The sequence below is a fragment of the Methylobacterium sp. WL12 genome (assembly GCF_008039475.1).
Taxonomy (GTDB): Bacteria; Pseudomonadota; Alphaproteobacteria; order Rhizobiales; family Beijerinckiaceae; genus Methylobacterium; species Methylobacterium cerastii.
This window is the reverse complement of the sequence record NZ_VRUW01000067.1, coordinates 1-18,133: the sequence shown is the minus strand read 5'-3', so window position 1 is coordinate 18,133 and position 18,133 is coordinate 1. Positions and strand designations below refer to the sequence as shown.

At 72.5% G+C, this 18,133-nt stretch carries 19 protein-coding genes and 1 pseudogene; 15 read left to right on the top strand and 5 right to left on the bottom strand.

The annotated features are described in order from the left end of the window. Positions 1 to 128: 128 nt before the first annotated feature. From pbpC to FV226_RS20240, 8 genes are all read left to right on the top strand, one after another. Complete coding sequence (pbpC, locus tag FV226_RS20275) at positions 129 to 2,174, top strand: penicillin-binding protein 1C (protein ID WP_147764298.1); 2,046 nt, start codon at positions 129 to 131, stop codon at positions 2,172 to 2,174. A gap of 93 nt (positions 2,175 to 2,267) precedes the next feature. Further along, positions 2,268 to 2,603: a hypothetical protein gene (locus FV226_RS20270; RefSeq protein ID WP_238272940.1), complete on the top strand. Its 336-nt coding sequence runs from the start codon at positions 2,268 to 2,270 to the stop codon at positions 2,601 to 2,603. Positions 2,604 to 2,606: 3 nt separating this feature from the next. Further along, positions 2,607 to 3,167 (top strand): type II toxin-antitoxin system VapC family toxin, encoded by a 561-nt coding sequence (locus FV226_RS20265; RefSeq protein ID WP_147753526.1) that lies wholly within the window; start codon positions 2,607 to 2,609, stop codon positions 3,165 to 3,167. 206 nt (positions 3,168 to 3,373) lie between these two features. Next, positions 3,374 to 4,108 carry a histidine phosphotransferase family protein gene (locus FV226_RS20260; RefSeq protein ID WP_147764297.1) on the top strand — a complete coding sequence of 245 codons (735 nt, stop codon included), beginning with the start codon at positions 3,374 to 3,376 and terminating at the stop codon, positions 4,106 to 4,108. A 241-nt stretch (positions 4,109 to 4,349) separates the two neighbouring features. Then, the gene (locus tag FV226_RS20255; RefSeq protein ID WP_147764296.1) at positions 4,350 to 4,859 is read left to right on the top strand and encodes a ferritin-like domain-containing protein; all 510 of its coding nucleotides are present in this window, start codon (positions 4,350 to 4,352) and stop codon (positions 4,857 to 4,859) included. 254 nt (positions 4,860 to 5,113) lie between these two features. Next, complete coding sequence (locus FV226_RS20250) at positions 5,114 to 5,965, top strand: MoxR family ATPase (protein ID WP_147764295.1); 852 nt, start codon at positions 5,114 to 5,116, stop codon at positions 5,963 to 5,965. 325 nt (positions 5,966 to 6,290) lie between these two features. Beyond that, a complete protein-coding gene (locus FV226_RS20245) occupies positions 6,291 to 7,271 on the top strand; it encodes an aldo/keto reductase (RefSeq protein WP_147764294.1) in 981 nt (326 codons plus the stop codon). Beyond that, positions 7,271 to 7,792, top strand: a complete 522-nt coding sequence (locus tag FV226_RS20240; RefSeq protein WP_147764293.1) for a histidine phosphatase family protein — start codon at positions 7,271 to 7,273, stop codon at positions 7,790 to 7,792. Before FV226_RS20245 ends, FV226_RS20240 begins: the two co-directional genes overlap by 1 nt. Before the next feature lie 55 nt (positions 7,793 to 7,847). Here FV226_RS20240 and FV226_RS20235 read toward each other — a convergent pair whose 3' ends face one another. Together FV226_RS20235 and FV226_RS20230 are read right to left on the bottom strand one after the other, a co-directional pair. Further along, entirely contained in the window at positions 7,848 to 8,324 is a 477-nt protein-coding gene (locus FV226_RS20235; protein ID WP_147764292.1) for a VOC family protein, read from the bottom strand. Between the two features lie 107 nt (positions 8,325 to 8,431). Continuing rightward, on the bottom strand, positions 8,432 to 8,887 hold the full coding sequence (locus tag FV226_RS20230; RefSeq protein ID WP_147753519.1) for an RNA polymerase subunit sigma-70: 456 nt from the start codon (positions 8,885 to 8,887) through the stop codon (positions 8,432 to 8,434). A 218-nt stretch (positions 8,888 to 9,105) separates the two neighbouring features. Here FV226_RS20230 and FV226_RS20225 point away from each other — a divergent pair, with 218 nt between their 5' ends. The 3 genes from FV226_RS20225 (at position 9,106) to hemC (ending at position 11,367) form a co-directional block, all read left to right on the top strand. Then, entirely contained in the window at positions 9,106 to 9,969 is an 864-nt protein-coding gene (locus FV226_RS20225; RefSeq protein WP_147764291.1) for a Kdo hydroxylase family protein, read from the top strand. Positions 9,970 to 9,997: 28 nt separating this feature from the next. Further along, positions 9,998 to 10,297: an antibiotic biosynthesis monooxygenase family protein gene (locus FV226_RS20220; protein WP_147753517.1), complete on the top strand. Its 300-nt coding sequence runs from the start codon at positions 9,998 to 10,000 to the stop codon at positions 10,295 to 10,297. A 146-nt stretch (positions 10,298 to 10,443) separates the two neighbouring features. Beyond that, positions 10,444 to 11,367, top strand: coding sequence for a hydroxymethylbilane synthase (hemC, locus tag FV226_RS20215; protein ID WP_147764290.1), 924 nt, complete (start codon positions 10,444 to 10,446; stop codon positions 11,365 to 11,367). Between the two features lie 154 nt (positions 11,368 to 11,521). On the opposite strand, the gene FV226_RS20210 is transcribed toward hemC, so the two are convergent. Continuing rightward, positions 11,522 to 12,589 carry a GSCFA domain-containing protein gene (locus FV226_RS20210; RefSeq protein ID WP_147753515.1) on the bottom strand — a complete coding sequence of 356 codons (1,068 nt, stop codon included), beginning with the start codon at positions 12,587 to 12,589 and terminating at the stop codon, positions 11,522 to 11,524. An 89-nt stretch (positions 12,590 to 12,678) separates the two neighbouring features. Here FV226_RS20210 and FV226_RS20205 point away from each other — a divergent pair, with 89 nt between their 5' ends. Further along, positions 12,679 to 13,701, top strand: coding sequence for a WcbI family polysaccharide biosynthesis putative acetyltransferase (locus tag FV226_RS20205; protein WP_147764289.1), 1,023 nt, complete (start codon positions 12,679 to 12,681; stop codon positions 13,699 to 13,701). Positions 13,702 to 13,754: 53 nt separating this feature from the next. Here FV226_RS20205 and FV226_RS20200 read toward each other — a convergent pair whose 3' ends face one another. Continuing rightward, positions 13,755 to 14,150: a response regulator gene (locus FV226_RS20200; protein ID WP_147753513.1), complete on the bottom strand. Its 396-nt coding sequence runs from the start codon at positions 14,148 to 14,150 to the stop codon at positions 13,755 to 13,757. A gap of 415 nt (positions 14,151 to 14,565) precedes the next feature. On the opposite strand from FV226_RS20200, the gene pal reads away from it, so the two are divergent. Continuing rightward, a complete protein-coding gene (pal, locus tag FV226_RS20195) occupies positions 14,566 to 15,096 on the top strand; it encodes a peptidoglycan-associated lipoprotein Pal (protein ID WP_147764288.1) in 531 nt (176 codons plus the stop codon). Positions 15,097 to 15,235: 139 nt separating this feature from the next. Here pal and FV226_RS20190 read toward each other — a convergent pair whose 3' ends face one another. Continuing rightward, positions 15,236 to 15,649 (bottom strand): SRPBCC domain-containing protein, encoded by a 414-nt coding sequence (locus FV226_RS20190; RefSeq protein ID WP_147764287.1) that lies wholly within the window; start codon positions 15,647 to 15,649, stop codon positions 15,236 to 15,238. A 279-nt stretch (positions 15,650 to 15,928) separates the two neighbouring features. Here FV226_RS20190 and ybgF point away from each other — a divergent pair, with 279 nt between their 5' ends. After that, positions 15,929 to 16,912: a tol-pal system protein YbgF gene (gene ybgF / locus FV226_RS20185; RefSeq protein ID WP_147764286.1), complete on the top strand. Its 984-nt coding sequence runs from the start codon at positions 15,929 to 15,931 to the stop codon at positions 16,910 to 16,912. A gap of 125 nt (positions 16,913 to 17,037) precedes the next feature. Next, positions 17,038 to 17,673 (top strand): annotated as a pseudogene (gene tilS / locus FV226_RS20180) (tRNA lysidine(34) synthetase TilS); the annotation flags it as partial. Between the last annotated feature and the right edge of the window lie 460 nt (positions 17,674 to 18,133).

Genomic DNA, 18,133 nt, shown 5'->3' with positions numbered 1-18,133 from the left:
CGGACAGTTCTCATCCCTCACCCCAACCCTCTTCCGAACGGGAGAGGGGGCCTGCGGGTGGTCCGGCATCCGCGCGGGCCCGACCCACCCGACGATGGCCGCTTGCCGGCCTCGCGCTCCTCGTCGTCGTGGCGGCGGTTCCCCTCCTCGCCCTCTGGCGCTTCGCGGCGACGCTACCGCCCCTCGACCTGACGCAGGCTGACCTCCGCTCGACCATCGTCGTCGACGCGCGCGACACCCTGCTGCGCCCGTTCGCCACCCCGGACGGGCGCTGGCGGCTGCCGGTGCGGGCGGCCTCCGTCGACCCGCGCTATCTCACGATGCTCACGGCCTACGAGGACCGGCGCTTCGCCGACCATCCCGGCATCGACCCGGCGGCGACGCTCCGGGCCGCCTGGCAATGGCTGGCGCACGGACGGATCGTCTCCGGCGGCTCGACCCTGTCGATGCAGGTCGCCCGCCTCGTCGAGCCGCGCCCCGAGCGCTCGCTCGCCGCGAAGCTCCGGCAGATGGTCCGCGCGGTCGAGCTGGAGCGCCGCTTCGGCAAGGCCGGCGTGCTCGACCTCTACCTCGCGCTCGCCCCCTATGGCGGCCCGGTCGAGGGGGTGCGGGCGGCGGCGCTCGCCTATTTCGGGCGCGAGCCCGCCCGCCTGTCGTTCGCCGAATCCGCCCTCCTCGTCGCCCTGCCGCAGGCGCCCGAGACCCGCCGGCCGGACCGGTTCGCCGACACCGCCCGGCGGGCGCGGGACCGCGTGCTCGACATCGCCGCCGCCCGCGGCGCGATCACCCGCGCCGAGGCCGCCGCCGCCAAGGCCGAGCCGGTGCCGGACCGGCGGCGCCCGTTCCCGATGGTGGCGGCGCACGCGGCCGAGGAGGCGGTGGCCGCCGACCCGGGCGCGGCGGTGCTGCGCCTGACGCTGGACGGCCGCCTCCAGGCGAGCCTCGAGCAGCTCGCCGCGGAGCGGGCGCAAGGGGCCGGCCCCGGCCTCTCGGCGGCGATCCTCGCGATCGACAACCGCACCGGCGCGGTGCTCGCCCAGGTCGGCAGCGCCGGCTACCGCGACGCCGCGCGCCGCGGCGCCATCGACATGACGCTGGCCGTGCGCTCGCCGGGCTCGGCCCTAAAGCCCTTCATCTACGCGCAGGCCTTCGAGAGCGGGCTGGCGCATCCCGAGACACTGCTCGACGACCGTCCGGCCCGCTACGCCGCGTCCTACGCCCCCGAGAACTTCGACCTGACCTACCAGGGCACCGTCACCGCGCGCCGCGCGCTGCAGCTTTCGCTCAACGTGCCCGCCGTCGCGCTGATGGAGGCGGTGGGGCCTGCCCGGTTCATCGCCCGTCTGCGGGCGGCGGGCGCTACGATCCTGCTGCCGCGCGACGCCGCGCCGGGGCTGCCGGTGGCGCTCGGCGGCCTGGGGATCACGCTGACCGACCTCGCCCGGCTCTATGCCGGGCTGGCCCGCGGCGGCGCCATGCCGGAGCTGATGCGCCGCGCCGACCGGCCGCCGCCTGCCGACTCCGCCCGCCGCGTCGCCGAGCCGGTGGCCGCCTGGTACGTCGCCGACATCCTGCGCGGCGCGCCGCCCCCCGAGAACGCGCTGCCCGGCCGCATCGCCTACAAGACCGGCACCTCGTTCGGCTATCGCGACGCCTGGGCTGCGGGCTTCGACCGGCGCGTGACGATCGCGGTCTGGGTCGGGCGGCCGGACGGGGCGGCGGTGCCGGGGCTGGTCGGCCGCGCCGTCGCGGCGCCGATCCTGTTCGACGCGTTCTCGCGCTTCGGCGGCGAGCCCGAGCCGGTGGCCCAGCCGCGCGACGCGCTCGTCGCCACCTCGGCCGCCCTGCCGCCGCCGCTCCGTCACATCCGCCGCGACGCGCCCAAGACCCTGGCGGCGGCCGACGCGGCGCCCCTCAAGATCGCCTACCCGCCCGACGGCGCCCGCATCGATCTCGGGCTGCAGGACCTGAAGGGGGACCCTGCGCAGCAGGCCCGCCTCGCCCTCAAGGCGCTCGGCGGCGTGCCGCCGCTGACCTGGATGGTCGGCGGGAAGCCGGTGGCGGCTTCCGCCCGGCGCCAGTCCGAATGGGTCCCCGACGGCGCCGGCTTCGCCCGCATCTCGGTCCTCGACGCGACGGGGGCGAGCGACAGCGTCGTGGTGCGGCTGGAGTGAGCGTCGTCCGCTCGTCGCATCGATTGCCCGGGGTCGCCCCCGGCCGTATGGTGATCGAAATCGCAAATCGTTGAACGCAGGGCGAGCATCCCGATGGCGAGCCGATCCGAGCCGCACCCGCACCGACCCGCCGGTTCGATCCGGCCCGAGCGGTCGCCCGCGATCGAGGCCGCCGCGACCTCCCGATCGAAGGTCCAGGCGGTGCTGGCCCGCGCGCAGGAAAGCGGCCTGATCGCGCGGAAGGGCGGTCGCATCTCGGGGCGCGTGTCGCCGGAGCTGATCGAGCGCGCGAAGGCGCGCACCGGTATCCGCTCGGACACCGAGCTCGTGGAGTTCGCCCTGGCGAACCTGGCGATCGAGGACGACTTCGCCGACACGTTCCGGGGGCTGCGGGGCACGGTCGATCCGAGCCTCGATCTCGATTTCTAAACCGTGGCGTTCGACTTCCGGTCCGCCGAACGCGTCAGGCGGCGCGCTGCGGCGCGGACCCTCGCCCGCCGCCCCGACGACGCGCTTCCGTTCCTCGGACCCGACGCGTCGGCCGGGAACGGGCTTCTCCTCGATACCTGCGTCTACATCGACCAGATGCAGGGCAAGGCGCCCGCCGTCGTCGAGGACCTGCTCGCGATCCGGCCGGTGAACCACAGCGCCGTCGCCGTGCAGGAACTCCTGCATGCGGTGGGCGTGCTCGATCCGGGCGACGCGCGGACCCCAGCCGCCGTCGCGGCGATCGAGGCGGCCGTCGAGGCCATGCCGGCGCATCGCCTGTTCGTGCCGGACATGGACGTCCTCGGCCAGGCCGCCGTGTATGCCGGCCTGCTCGCGCGCGTTCAGGGCTACGGCAAGCCCGAGCGCATGAAGGCCCTCCACGACTGCGTGCTCTTCGTCCAGGCGATGAAGCACGGGTTCGCCGTGCTGACCCGCAACGTGCGGGAGTTCGACGCCCTGCTCCAGATCCGGGCGGACGGCCGGGTGCTGTTCTATCGGACCTGACGAGCTGCGACGGGGGGCGTTGCGGATGATGGCGGCCCCCCAGCGCTCGCGCGTCCGGGGCCGCGCGCCGCCCCCCGTAACCCTTTGCAAAGCCGGATGTGGCGTCTATCCGTTCGGGCGGGCCGCCGCGGCGGCCGGGTTCCGCGTCGCCAAGCCGGACGACCAAGTCCGAAGACCAAGTCCGAAGAAAACGCCCGGAGCGTGCCATGAATGCCGTGACCCTCGACGCCCTCGACCTCTCCGCGCTGCTGTGCTCCCGCGTCTGCCACGACGTGATCAGCCCCGTGGGCGCGATCGTGAACGGTCTCGAGGTGCTGGAGGACGACCAGGACGAGTCGATGCGCGAGTTCGCCCTCGACCTGATCCGCAAGAGCGCGCGCCACGCCTCCGCCCGGCTGCAATTCGCCCGGATCGCGTTCGGCGCGGCGGGCTCGGCCGGGGCCTCGATCGACCTCGCCGACGCGGAGAAGGTCTCCCGCGGCATGTTCTCCGACGAGAAGACCCAGCTCAGCTGGAGCGCGCCGGTGGCGCTCTTCCCCAAGAACAAGGTCAAGCTGCTCTTGAACCTCGTGATGATTTCCACCGGCGCGATCCCGCGCGGCGGCCTCCTCGACGTCAAGGTCACGGGCGACGGCGAGGCCCCGACCCTGGTGCTGGTCGCCAAGGGCTCGCACGCCCGCATCCCGCCCCATGTCGAGGCGCTGATCGCCGGCACGCCCGAGAACGGCGTCGTCGACGCCCACGGCATCCTGCCCTACTACGCCGGCCTCGTGGCCCGCGCCGCCGCCATGACCGTGAGCTTCTCCATCGAGGGCGACACCGTGACGATCCGCTCGGAGCCGGTCGCCGCCGCGGTCGAGCCGGTGATCGAGACGCCGCCGGCCAGCTCCGAGGACGACCGGCCGTCCGACAGCGAGCCGTCGGACACCCTGCTCGCCTGAGGGGCGGGCTCGTCCCTCTCCCCGCAGCGGTTCCTGGATGCGGACGCCTCGCCACGCGTCCCGAGCAAGGCACGGGTCCCCTCTCCCGTTCGGGAGAGGGGACCACGCGGTGCTTCGCGCGATCCACCCCCCCTGCGTCACACTGAACGCCCGCGCGCTCGGCCGGAAACTTGGCCGGTGTTCGCCGGGTCTTCCCCCTGATCCCAGGCCGACGTTCCGGCCGCCGCTCAGGAGATGCACGATGGCCCTCGACACGCGCGACATCTACGTCACGGCTCTGAAGAACACCCACGCCCTGGAGATGCAGGCGCTCCAGATCATGGAGCGCCAGGTCGAACGGCTGCAGAACTATCCCGAGATGGAGGCGGCGCTCCGCCGCCACATCGACGAGACCCACGGCCAGCGCACACGCCTGGAGGAGGCGCTGCACAGCCTGGCCGAGAGCTCGTCCGCGCTGAAGGAGGGGTTCCTCGGCTTCGTCGGCAACATGATGGCGCTCGGGCACGCGCCGGCCCAGGACGAGATCCTGAAGAACGCCTACGCCAACCACGCCTTCGAGAACTTCGAGATCGCGGCCTACACCTCGCTGCTCGCGATCGGCGAGGCCGCCGGCCAGCAGGGGCATGCCGCCGCCTTCCAGCAATCGCTGAAGGAGGAGGAGGGCATGGCCGCCAAGGTGCGCGAGCTCGTCCGCCCGACGACCCTGCGCTACATCGAGCTGTCCACCGCCGGCGAGAAGGCCGACCGGTAAACGACCAGGGAGGGCGACGTCTTCGGCGCGAAGAGCGCCGCGCGGAGCGGCGGGCTTGCCCGGACGGATGTCCGGGCATGCGTCGAGCGGAGCGGAAGCCTAAGCCCGCGGAGGCGGGCGCCGGCGATCGAGGCCGGCAAGAAGCCCAAGATGATCGCTTTTTGAGCGATCACCGAGGGGCGTTGCTCGCGACCGGCTTTGCGCCCTATGTCGGACGGGTCGGCCGCGCCGGCCCGCCAGGACGAAACAGCTCGATGCGCTTCACCGGAACCGAGTCCTACGTCGCGACGCCCGACCTGACGGCGGCCGTCAACGCCGCCATCGTGCTCGAGCGGCCGCTGCTGGTGAAGGGCGAGCCCGGCACCGGCAAGACGGTGCTGGCCGAGGAGATCGCCAAGGGCCTCGGCGCCCGGCTCCTCACGTGGAACGTGAAGTCGACCACCAAGGCGCAGCAGGGCCTGTACGAGTACGACGCGGTCTCGCGCCTGCGCGACTCGCAGCTCGGCGACCCGCGGGTCTCGGACATTGCGAACTACATCCGCCGCGGCAAGCTGTGGGAGGCCTTCACCGCCGACGAGCGCCCGGTGCTCTTGATCGACGAGATCGACAAGGCCGACATCGAGTTCCCGAACGACCTGCTCACCGAGCTCGATCGCATGGAGTTCTTCGTCTACGAGACCGGCGAGACGGTGCGGGCGGATCGCCGCCCGGTGGTGATCATCACTTCGAACAACGAGAAGGAGCTGCCGGACGCGTTCCTGCGCCGGTGCTTCTTCCACTACATCAAGTTCCCGGACGCGCAGACGCTGCAATCGATCGTCGACGTGCACTATCCCGGCATCAAGCACCGCCTCGTCGAGGAGGCGCTGCGGGTGTTCCTGGAGACCCGCGAGGTGCCGGGCCTCAAGAAGAAGCCCTCGACCTCGGAACTCCTCGACTGGCTCAAGCTCCTCGTCTCGGAGGACGTCGATCCCGAGACGCTGCGCGAGACCAATGCCCGCAAGCTGATCCCGCCGCTGCACGGGGCGCTGCTCAAGAACGAGCAGGACGTCAGCCTGTTCGAGAAGCTGGCCTTCATGATGCGGCGCGAGGGGCGCGGGGGCTGAGGCGCCGTTTCGGCGTCCTCCTTCCTGGTCCCGGGCGGACCGACCCCCATGCATCCCCTCGCCCCGCCTGCGGGGAGAGGGCCGTGTCTCCCCCTTGTCGGGGAGCACGGCGAGGCGGCAGCCGAGGGTGAGGGGGGGGTGGACGGAGGAGGCTCGTTCGTCGAAGCCCCCTCACCGCCGCTGCGGCTTCGCCTCTGCTTCCTGCAGGCACGACGCGGTGCCTGCAGGCCTCTTCCCGCGTGCGAGGAGAGGGGGCCGCGCGTCGGACCCGCGAAAGACGCATCCCGCTCTGTCCATCGTATCGCACTCACTCAGATCGCGCCGCATGAAGATGAAAAAGCTCGGCCGCACCGGCCTCGACGTGTCCGCCCTCTGCCTCGGCTGCATGACCTACGGCATCCCTGAGCGCGGGCCCCATCCCTGGACGCTGCCGGAGGACGAGAGCCGTCCGCTGATCCACCAGGCGCTCGACCTCGGCATCAACTTCTTCGACACGGCCAACTACTATTCCGACGGCACCAGCGAGGAGATCGTCGGGCGGGCGCTGAAGGATTACGGCGACCGCGACAGCCTCGTCGTCGCGACGAAGTGCTACTTCCCGCTCAAGGACCAGCCGAACGCCGGCGGCCTCTCGCGAAAAGCGATCTTTTCCGCGATCGACGCCAGCCTGAAGCGGCTCGGCATGGACCACGTCGACCTGTTCCAGATCCACCGCTGGGACTACGACACCCCGATCGAGGTGACGCTCGAGGCGCTGCACGACGTGGTGAAGGCCGGCAAGGCGCGGTATCTCGGCGCCTCGTCGATGTACGCGTGGCAGTTCTCGAAGGCGCTCTACACCGCGGACCTCCATGGCTGGACGCGGTTCGCGACCATGCAGAACCACGTCAACCTGCTGCATCGCGAGGAGGAGCGCGAGATGCTGCCGCTCTGCCGCGACCAGGGGATCGCCGTGCTGCCCTGGAGCCCGCTCGCCCGCGGGCGGCTGACCCGCGACCCCGATTCCACCACCGCGCGCCAGGACAGCGACGCCGTCGGCAAGGGCCTCTACGACGCGGCCGCCGCGGCGGACGAGGCGATCATCGCCAAGGTCGCCGAGATCGCGAAGGCCCGCGGCGTGCCGCGCGCGCAGGTGGCCCTCGCCTGGGTCGCGGCCAAGCCCGAGGTCGCCGCCCCGATCGTCGGCGCCTCGAAGGGGGGCCACCTCACCGACGCGGTCGCCGCCCTCGACCTCGTGCTGACGCCGGAGGAGACGCAGGGCCTCGAAGCGCTCTACACCCCGCACCCGATCGTCGGATTCGCCTGATGCGCCGCCTGCTGCTCCTGCGCCACGCCAAGTCCGACCGGCCGCCGGGCGTCTCCGACATCGACCGGCCCCTCGACGCCCGCGGCCGCGAGGCCGCGCCGCGGATGGGCGCCTACCTCGCGAGCGAAGGCCTGAAGCCGGACCTCGCCCTGGTCTCGCCGTCGAAGCGCACGCGGGAAACCTGGGAGGCGGTGGCGACCGCCCTCGACGCGGTGCGCGTGCGCATCGTCGAGACGATCTACGAGGCCCCGCCCGCCGCGCTGCTTGCGGCCGTCCGCGAAAGCCCCGACACGGCCGACACCTTGATCCTCGTGGGCCACAACCCCGGCACCGAGGCGCTCGCCGACATGCTGGTGGCGGAGGGCGCGCGCGCCGCGCAGAAGCGCCTCGCGCAGGGCTTCCCCACGGCGGCGCTGGCGGTGATCGAGTTCGACGTGGCGCATTGGAGCGAGGTCGGCCGCAACGGCCGCCTGGAGCGCTTCGTGCGGCCGAAGGACTTGAGCCCCGACCTGACGGATTAGGGGCGAACACGATCAGCTTGATCGCGAGAATGGCGGCCCGGCCGGAGAATGGACGTCACTCGGGTTTCCGGTGCCCGAGACTCTCGGCGAGGCGCACGAGATATCCGTCGGGGTCTTGGACGAGGAACTCTCGTTGGCCGGCCTCGATCGGACCTGTCCGATACCAGGCCTCCCTCGGCTCATCGAACAGCGGCCAGCGCGCGGTCTCGAGCGCGGCCAGGATCGGGTCCAGCCGGTCGACCATGATCTGGAAGTTCACCCCCCGGCCGTAGGGACGATCCAGGACGCCCGTCGACCAGCGACCGTTCAGCTGACACAGCATGATCTGGGCTCTGCCCCGCGTGAGATAGGCGAAGCGGGCGGCCGGGCGATCGTAGGCGACGGCGAACCCGAGCAGGTCGCACCAGAACCGCAGGCTCGCATCGAGATCGCTGACGGACAGCTCCGGCGTCAGGGCCGAGAAGCCGCCTTCCGGGGGAGCGCCGGAGCCTGAAGCGCGGGCGCGTTCGACGGGGTCGGGAAGCGGTTCCATGCCGTCGATAAGGTCATCGTCCGAGCGAGGCGGTCAAGGCTTGCGCACCGTCGCAAACCCTTGGTCACGTCGTCGAGCCGGTTGCGTTTCGACCCCGGCCGAACGGCTCAGAGGTCGCCGAACGCCAGCTGCCCCTGGTTGCGCCGCGGCGCGGGGGCGGTCTTGGCCTTGACCGGGATGCTCTTGCCCGACGCGCGCTTCACCGTGGGCGCCTTGCGCGCCGTCGGCTCGCCGCGCAGGCGGGCGAGCGCCTTGTCGCGGGCCACCGCCTCGGGGGCGTGCGGATCGCCGTCGAGCCACTTGCCGCGCTTGATCACCTCGTTGACCCGCCCCTGGTTCACGCCGACCTTGAAGGCGATCTCCTGCTGGGTCATCCCGGTGGAGGCGTGCAGGTCGAGGATGGCGTGGGCGAGTTCCGGCGTCATCTTCTGCCCGGTCAGCCGGCGGGCGGGCTTCACCGTGCGGGTGGCGCGGTCGCGCTCGCGCAGGCGCTCCAGCAGCGCGAGCGCCATGTTCATGCCGTGCTCGCGCAGCGACTCCTCGAATTCCTTCAGCGTCGCCATCGGCGAATGATCCTTGCGCGGGCGAGACCGCCCGGAACAGGGGGAGAACGTGCCGCCTCGGCATCGGTTGCGCAAGGCGTTCCGGTTGCGGCATCCCGGGATGACAGGACGCAGGTGCCGTCATCCACCGGAAAACCGCCGCGGCTGGCCCTTCCCGCGGGCGTCGGCTAAACCCGCGGACCCGCGAAGCCGGCCACGCGACAGGACACGCGACCCGCATGATCAGCCCGATCCTCACCGTCCCCGCTGCGGGATCCGCCGCGAACGGCTCGCTCGCCGCGGCGCTCGAAGGCGGCGCGGTGCTGATGTTCCCCGATCTCGACTTCCCGTTCAGCGACTTCGAGCGGCGCTTCACCGAGCGCCCGTTCGCCGACGGCAAGGCCAAGAACGTCAACATCCGCGGCGAGGCGGCGAGCCTCCGGGGCGCCGCCGGCACGCCGGAGGAGCAGGAGGCCCTGCGCCGGCTGCTGGTGCGCTATCGCGGTTTCGCCGAAGCGCTGATCGCGCGCCACCTGCCGGAATATGCCGACCGGATCAGCCTCGCCGGCACCTCGTACCGGCCCTTCGACGTGGACCGGCGCAAGATGAGCTGGCGCCGCGACGACACCCGCCTGCACGTCGACGCCTTCCCCTCGAACCCGATCGGCGAGAAGCGCATCCTGCGGGTGTTCCGCAACATCAACCCGAGCGGCCAGCCGCGCCTGTGGCGGGTGGGCGAGGATTTCGGCTCGATGGCCGACAAGTTCCTGCCCAAGCTCCCGGGCTATTCGCCGCTCTCGGCGCGCCTGCTGGCGGCGCTCCGCATCACCAAGGCGCGGCGCTCGGAATACGACCACCTGATGCTGCACCTGCACGACGCCCTGAAGCAGGACGAAGGCTACCAGGCGAACGCCCCCCAGGCCGACGTGGAATTCCAGCCCGGCCAGACCTGGGTGACCTTCTCCGACCTCGTCATGCACGGGGCCATGGGCGGCCGCTACATGCTGGAGCAGACCGCCTACCTGCCGGTCTCCGCCCAGGCCGACCCGGAGACGAGCCCGCAGCGGATCCTCGCGCGCAAGCTCGGCCGCCCGCTCCAATAGGTTTTTTCCGCACAAGGACGTGACACGAATGATCCTCGAAATCGCGCAGGTCGAGATCAAGCCCGGCATGGAGGCCGAGTTCGAGGCCGGCATCAGTCGGGCCGCCGAGATCTTCCGGGTCGCCGCCGGCTGCCGCAGCTTCGACGTGCGGCGCTCGGTCGAGCATCCGCAGCGCTACCGCCTGCTGATCGAGTGGGAGACGCTGGAGGCCCACACCAAGGACTTCACCGGCTCGCAAGCTTGGCAGGATTACCGCGCCATCGTCTCCCCGTGCTTCGCGAGCCCGCCCGCGGTGGAGCACACCGAGCGGGTGCTGAAGGCGTTCTGACGGATCGCTCGACGCGCCCCCTCTCCCGAACGGGAGAGGCGACCCGCGCTTCCTGCGGAGTGATCGGTCCCGAAGCATCGACAGAGCTTGCGCCCACGTCGTCCCGCAACGATGCTCGCGCAAAGCTCGGGCGAGACAAGAAGCACATGATCCAGCGTCCCCTCCGCATCGGCACCCGCGGTAGCCCGATGGCGCTCGCGCAGACCGGCATGGTCCGCGACAAGATCGTGGCGGCCAACCCCGGCCTCGAGACCGAGCTGGTCGTCGTCACCACCGTGGCGGACAAGATCCTGGACCGGCCGCTCTCCGAGATCGGCGGCAAGGGGCTGTTCACCAAGGAATTGGAGCAGGCGCTGTTCTCCGACGAGGTGGATGTCGCCGTCCACTCGATGAAGGACGTCGAGACCTGGCTGCCCGAGGGGCTGGTCATCGCCTGCATCCTGGCGCGCGACGACCCGCGCGACGCCTTCCTGTCGCCGCGGGCCTCCGGGTTCGCGGAACTGCCCGAGGGCGCGCGCGTCGGCACCTCCTCGCTCCGGCGCGCGGCGCAGGTGCTGATGCGCCGGCCGGACCTGCGGATCGTGCCGCTGCGCGGCAACGCCAACACCCGCATGCGCAAGCTCGAGGCCGGCGAGTGCGACGCGACGCTGCTGGCGCTCGCCGGCCTCGAGCGCCTCGGCCTGGAGGGCATGGCGCGCTCGGTGCTCTCGGTCGAGGAGATGCTGCCGGCGGTGGCCCAAGGGGCGCTGGGCATCGAGGCCCGCGAAGGCGACGCCGAGATCCACGCGCTGCTGGCCCCGTTGGCCTGCGCCCGCACCACCACCGCCATCGGCGCCGAGCGGGCGCTGCTGGCCGAGCTCGACGGCTCCTGCCGCACGCCGATCGCGGCGCTGGCGCGGATCGAGGGCGACACGCTCAGCCTCAACGGCCTGCTGTTCCTCCCCGACGGCAGCCGCCATTGGGCCGCCTCCCGCTCGGGCCCGGTCGCCGACGCGGCCCGGATCGGCCGCGAGTGCGGGGCCGAGATCAAGGCGGCGGCGGGCGAGATCTACACGAAGCACCTGCAGTAGGCCGCGGCGCCCCGGACGGATGGAGCGCGGGTCCCCTCTCCCGTTCGGGAGAGGGACAGGGTGAGGGGCGAGGTCTTTCCGGACATGTCGCCCCCCTCACCCCAACCCTCTCCCATTCGGGAGAGGGGGCCGGTCGGCGTGTCCTGATTTCGCCTCACGCCACGCTGCGTTCGATCTGCTCCTCGTCGCAGATCACGCCCGCCGTGCCCTCGTATTCCGCGGCGAAGTCGTGGGCGGCCTGCACCGGGGCCGGGGTGGTGCGGTCGGCCGCGAAGGTGGCGAGGAACGAGCGCATCACGTGGCGCACGCCCGCGTCGTTGATGGTGCGCAGGTCGTCGTTGTAGTAGCGCCCCGCGTTCACGTTGCTGGTGACGATGTCGTAGGCGGGGAAGTACACCGCCCGCGGGTCGCCGGAGGCGCAGGCCTCGCCCGCCGCCACCCGCAGCACCGACTTCGAGTAGCTGTTCGATTCCATCACGTGCCGGTCCATGAAGGTGGCGATCATCGGCACCGGCGAGACCGTGAGGATGATGCGGGCCGAAGCGTTCACGCTCCAGAGCCGTTCGAGGAAGCCCTGCAGGTCGGCGAGCACCTCGGCCGCGCCGGCGTTGACGCATTCGTAGAGCGCCGGATCGTAGGTGCCGCCGGCGACGCCCGGGGCCAGCGGCAGGGCGGCCCCGTCGGCGCGCCAGCGCCAGCCCTCGGTGAGGCCCAGCGTCAGCACGAACACGTCCAGCGTCTCGAACAGGCGGCGCACCTCGGCCAGATGCGCGTCGCGGGCGGCCACCACCGCGGCCTCGTCGGGGAAGCCCGCGGGCTCGACGGTGGGGCGGAACGGGTCGACGTAGCGGCCGTCCTCGCGCAGCCACGCCTTCAATTCGGGCTCGAACCGGCCGTAGGCGCGGTCGAACAGCTGCACGAACTGGCGCGTGTAGTAGAGGTTGCCGTAGCGGGCCGAGAAGGTGCCGAACTGGCGCGCGTCGGCCTCCGCGCGGGCGGTGCCCTCGGGGGCGGGCTCCGTCACGTAGTAGTTGAAGCCCTCCGCTCGAAGAGCCTCGGCGACGCGCTGGGCGAAGCACGATCCGCCGGTGGCGACCTTGTCGCCCTGGCCGATGGAGAAGGGGGCGCGCGGCCGCGGATCGACCGCGAACGGGGCGACGTTGGTCACGACCTTGCGCCAGAAACGCTCGGCCGGTAGACCGCTATAGGGGTTGGCCGTCATCTTTTGGACCCTTCCTCCGACCTCCGGCGCGTCCGCCTCGGCGATGCGTCCCGAGATTCTTAGCCCCACCCGATGCACCCGGCGCGAACGTGGCCCTGTCCGATCTGCCCAGGCGCGCCCGCGGCGCGTTCTCGTTGTCGCCGCCATCCTGGGCGACACCGTGGCGCGCCAAGCCCGCCGCCGACGCGGGCCGCCGCGGACCACGGATCGCGGTGCTCGGCAACTGCCAGGCCCGCGGGGTGGCCCAGGCGATGCGGCTCCTGGCGCCCGACAGCCCCGTCCGCTTCCTGCCGATGGGAACGCTCGGGCGCGACCACGGCCACATCGACGGCCTGGTCTCGACGCTCGCCTCCAGCGACCACGTGTTCTCGCAGCTGTTTCCGGCCGGTCTGCTCCCGGGGGGCGACATCACGGTGCTCCGCCGCCGCGACCCGCGCACCCGGATGTTCCCGACGATCGTGTTCTCGGCCTTCCACCCGGACATGGTCTACGCCGGCCGGGTCGAGGACCTGGCGGCGCTGAAGCTCGCGCGCTCGCCGCTGGGGCAGTACCACTCGGCCATCGCCCTGTGCGCCCACCGCCTCGGCCTCACCGCGGCCCAGACGGAGCGGTTGTTCCGCGAAGACGTCTTCCGCCGGCTCGGCTACCTCGACCAGTGGGAGCCGGCGGTGCGCGAGCTGGTCGGCGGCGGGGCCATGGTCGGCTTCGGGCTGGAGCGCGAGATGAGCCGCTGGGGCCGGCGCGGCGCGTTCATGCACGTGATCAACCACCCGAAGGTCTTCGTGATCGCCGACATCGCCCGGCGCCTGCTCGTCGAGAGCGGCTTCACGCCGGAGCCGGTGGAGATCGAGGACTACCTCGGCGACGAGCTCGCCCGCGACGTGGTCTGGCCGGTCTACCCGCCGATCGCCGAGGTCTACGGGTTGACCGGCTCGTACCTGTTCAAGACCAAGCCCCGCGGCGACGCCTTCCCGGACCTCTACGACCTGCCCGGCTTCCTCGCGGCGAGCTTCGCGCTCTACGACGCGGCCGAGCCCGGCGACCTCGCCTGCGCCCGGGTCGAGGCCTGGATCGCCGCGCCGGAGATCGTGGCGATGTTCCGCGCGGCGTGAGCCGGCGGCGCCCGGGGCGAGGCGCCTGGTTCGTCCGTGCGAACGCCCTGCGGTCACACCGCCGCGCGGACCGGCGCGTCGAGGCGGCCCCGCGCCATCATCCGCACCACCTGCTCGACGTCGCGGATCTGGAACGGCTTGCGCAGGTACAGGCTGCCGCCGACGGCCCGCGGGGGCAGGGCGGGGGCCGTCGAGGTGTAGACCACCGGCCGGTCGGGATGCAGCGCGCGGAAGGCCTCGGCCACGCTCCAGCCGTCGATCAGGCCGGGCAGGCGAATGTCGGTGAACAGACAGTCGATCGCGCGGCCGCGCTCGCGCAGGATCGTCAGCGCGGCCTCGCCGCTCGACGCCTCGACCACGCCGATGCCCTGGGTCGCGCAGAGCGAGGCGATGATCTCGAGGAGCAGGTAGCTGTCCTCGACAATGAGCACGTTCTGGGCGGAAGGCATCGCGGTCGATCCGGCGGTCGGTGCGCGAGCTTGGGGGCCAAGGCGGTTAACGCTCGGTGAAGGCGCCCGGGCTCGAGGCCTGCTCGGCCCGTCTCGGCGAGCGACGATGTTGCGCCGCCGCAACGCCGCGCCCGAATTCGGCGCGCCGTGCCGACCGGGCCGCGCGACCGCCGCATTGGGAGCGCCTGACGGGGCCGGCGACGCGCCGGGCGACAGGCTCGGTCCGGCGTGCGCAACGACACATCGGCGGCGGATGGGCCGTGTTGGAAACCTCGCGTCAAGCTTGATGGAACCTTCGCTTAACCCGATCGGCCTAAAGCCCAATCTCGTTTGAACGCGCGGACCTCAACGCGCCCAACTCGCCGCGACCCGCGCCGGGCCGGCGCACCTCAAGTCCGCTCGTGGAGTGACAGACATGCCCCGATCCGCGCGCTTCCGCGCCGCCTCCCTGCGCACCCTTTCCCTGCGCACCCTCTCCCTGGGCCTCGCCCTCTGCGCCGGCCTCGCGGTCTCGGCCTGCAGCAGCGACAAGGACCTCGCCGACGCCTCGGCCTTCGGCGGCGGCGCCTCGACGCCGGGCAGCGCGCAGGACTTCGTCGTGAACATCGGCGACCGGGTGTTCTTCGAGTCCGACTCGACCGACCTGACGCCCACCGCCACCGGCACCCTCGACAAGCAGGCGGCCTGGCTGCAGCGCTACCCGCGCTACAGCTTCCTCATCGAGGGCCATGCCGACGAGCGCGGCACCCGCGAGTACAACTTCTCGCTCGGCGCCCGCCGCGCGCAGGCCGTGAACGACTACCTCGCCTCCCGCGGCATCGGTGCCGGCCGGATGCGCACCGTCTCCTACGGCAAGGAGCGCCCGGTCGCGGTCTGCAACGACATCTCGTGCTGGTCGCAGAACCGCCGCGCCGTGACGGTGCTCGACCGCGGCGCCGGAAGCTGACCGGCAGGCGCGACCTTCGTCACCGGACGACCCCGCATCCCGCCTTCGCCACCCCGCGGCCCCCTCAGGCGGCCGCCCCGGGGTGAGCGGTGGGGGCGGCACCCGCCACGACGCGTCCAGCCGACCCGTCCGGCGCAGGTCAACCTCTCGCGACGTGTCGGCAGAGGTTGCCGAGGATGGCGGCCCAGCCGCTGCGCTGCTGCTCGATGGGAAAACGGGTCTCGGGATCGAACGCGACCTTCACGCCGGTCCGCTCGCCCAACGCGGTGAACGCGACCACCGCATGACGGTCGCCGAACGCGTATTCGATCCGTTCGTTCGGGACGATCCTGGTGTAGGTGCCCGCGAAATCGAAGCCCATGCTGCCGTCCTTTGCCTCCATGCGCGAGGTGAACGTGCCGCCTTCCCGAAGGTCGACGGTCGCCGTCGGACAATGCCAGTCGTCGGACGCGAAATTCCACTGCGTGATCTGGTCCGGCGTCGTGTAGGCGTCCCAGACGACGCCGACCGGTGCGGAGGCCGTCGCTTCTACGATGATCCGTTCCTGGGGCATGTGAACTCCGCATCCGGCCGTTCGCGATTCCGCGGGCCGCACCTCACACCGGGCCGGTCGCGGCGGCAACCTCCGGGGCGGCCGCGCCCAGGGCGACGCGCCGCGGAACGGCGCGAATCTCCCGTGCGCCGCCGCGTGCGGCCGATCCTGGAGGCCCGCATCTCACCGCGCGGCTCGATGAGCCCGAAGCCGACATCGCCTTAACTTTGCCGCGCTGGGCGGCATCTGCTACCGGCCTCGCGCCGACCTTGCGCGCTCCCTGTCACGACCGGTGCCACCATGCTCCGCCGCCTGCTTCTCGCCTCCTGTGCCGCCTTCAGCCTCGCCGCCCCGGCCGCGGCGCAGGACGCCTCCGAATTCGTCGTGCGCCTCAACCGGATCGAGAACCAGTCCCGGCTGATGGCCGGGCAGATCGAGACGCTGCAATACGAGAACCGGCAGCTCAAGGAGCAGCTTCGGAAGTTCCAGGAGGACGTCGAGTTCCGCCTGAACGAGAAGGGCGGCGGCAAGTCCGCGCCCGCGCCGAGCCGGGAGCCGGCCGGCGCCGTCAACGGCGGCAACCCGGGCGCCCCCCGCCCGCAGAAGCGCGGCGACGCCTTCGACCCCGAGCAGAACCCGGGCCGCCCCGGCGCGCCGATGCAGCTCGGCGCCGCCCAGCCCTCCGCTCCGGTCGCCGCGCCCGCCCCGGCCGCGCCGATGGCGCAGACCCGGCGCCTGCCGGAGCCGGCGATCGACGACGGCGAGGATGCCGAGACGCGGGGCGCTCCCGGCTACGACGAGCCCGTCGACCTGTCGCCGCCCGCCCGCGTCGGCACCACCGGCGCGCTGCCGAACCCGGCGCGCGCGCCGGCGAGCGTCGCGGCCACCGGCTCGGGCGACGCGACCAGCGACTACGAGGCGGCCGTCGGGCACATCCGCGAGAAGCGCTACGAGCAGGCGGAGATGTCCTTCCGCCAGTTCATCCAGTCGCACCCGCGCGACGGCCACGTGCCGGCGGCGACCTACTGGCTCGGCGAGAGCTACCTGCAGCGCAACCGCAACCGCGAGGCGGCCGAGCAGTTCCTGAAGGTCTCGACCGACTACGCCCGCTCGCCCCAGGCGCCGGAGGCGATGCTCAAGCTCGGCGTCTCGCTGAACGCCCTGGGCGCCCGAGAGCAGGCCTGCGCGACGCTGGCCGAGCTCGACCGCAAGTTCCCCGCCGCGGGCTCGACCGTGCGCCAGAGCGTGGCGCGCGAGCAGAAGCGCGCACGCTGCGCGGCGTGAGCGGCCCGCGCGACGATCCCGACCCCCGGATTCGTCGCGCCCTCGACACCGCCCTCGCACCTTGGCTGGCCAGCGACGCAATCCTGCTGCTCGCCGTCTCCGGCGGCCCCGATTCCACCGCCCTGATGCGGGCCGCCGCGGGCCGGCGCGACGGGCTCTTCGTCGCCACCGTCGATCACGGCCTGCGCCCCGAATCCGCTGAGGAGGCCCGCGCCGTCGCCGCCGCCGCCGCCGTGCTCGGGCTCCCGCACGCGATCCTGCGTTGGGACGGCGCCCACCCCGGCACCGCCATCCAGGCGACGGCGCGCGCCGCCCGCTACCGCCTGCTCGCCGCGCACGCCGCCTCGGTCGGCGCCGGCTACCTGCTGACCGGCCACACCCGCGACGACCAGGTCGAGACGGTGCTCATGCGCCTGATCGCCGGAAGCGGCCCCGCGGGCCTTGCCGGGATGCGGCGGGAGCGCCCGCTGGCGCCGGGGCTCGTGCTGGCCCGCCCCTTCCTCGACATCCCCAAGGTCGATCTCGTCGCCTGGTGCGAAGCGGAGGGCGTCGGCTTCGTCCGCGACCCCTCGAACGCCGACGACCGCTACGGCCGGGTGCGCCTTCGCCGGTTGCTGCCGCTGCTCGCCGCCGAAGGGTTCACGAGCGAACGATTCGCAAAGGTGGCCGAGCGCGCCGCCCGCGACGACGCGGCGCTGGCCGCGATGGCGGACTCCGCCTTCCGGCAAGCCGTCTTCGCCGCGCCTTCCGTGAAAGGGCGGGGCGATGGCAGAGGAGGGGCGTCCGATCCACTCCCTCATCCTGAGGTGCCGGAGCGGAGCGGAGGCCTCGAAGGAGCCATCGAGAGGCCGCTGCGACCCCTGGAGCCCTCCTTCGAGGCGGCTGACGCCGCACCCCAGGATGAGGTGGTGAGGGGTATCGAACCAGCTGCGATCACCTCCCCCGCAGAGAGGGGAGGGGGTGCTGCGGCGATCGGGCCGCTCCATCTCGACGGCCCCACCCTCGCCGACCTCCCCGAGGCCGTCGCGCTCCGCGTCGTCGACCTCGCCCTCGACCGGGCCGGCGGCGCGCTGCCGCGGCGGCTGGAGCGGTTGGAGCGGCTGGTGCTCGGCGACCTGCTCCCGGCGCTGCGGGCGGGGCGCCCGGTGCGGCGCACCCTGCGCGGCCTCGTGGTCGCCGCCGACGCGGCCGGCCGCGTGACGATCCGGCCGGCGCCACCGC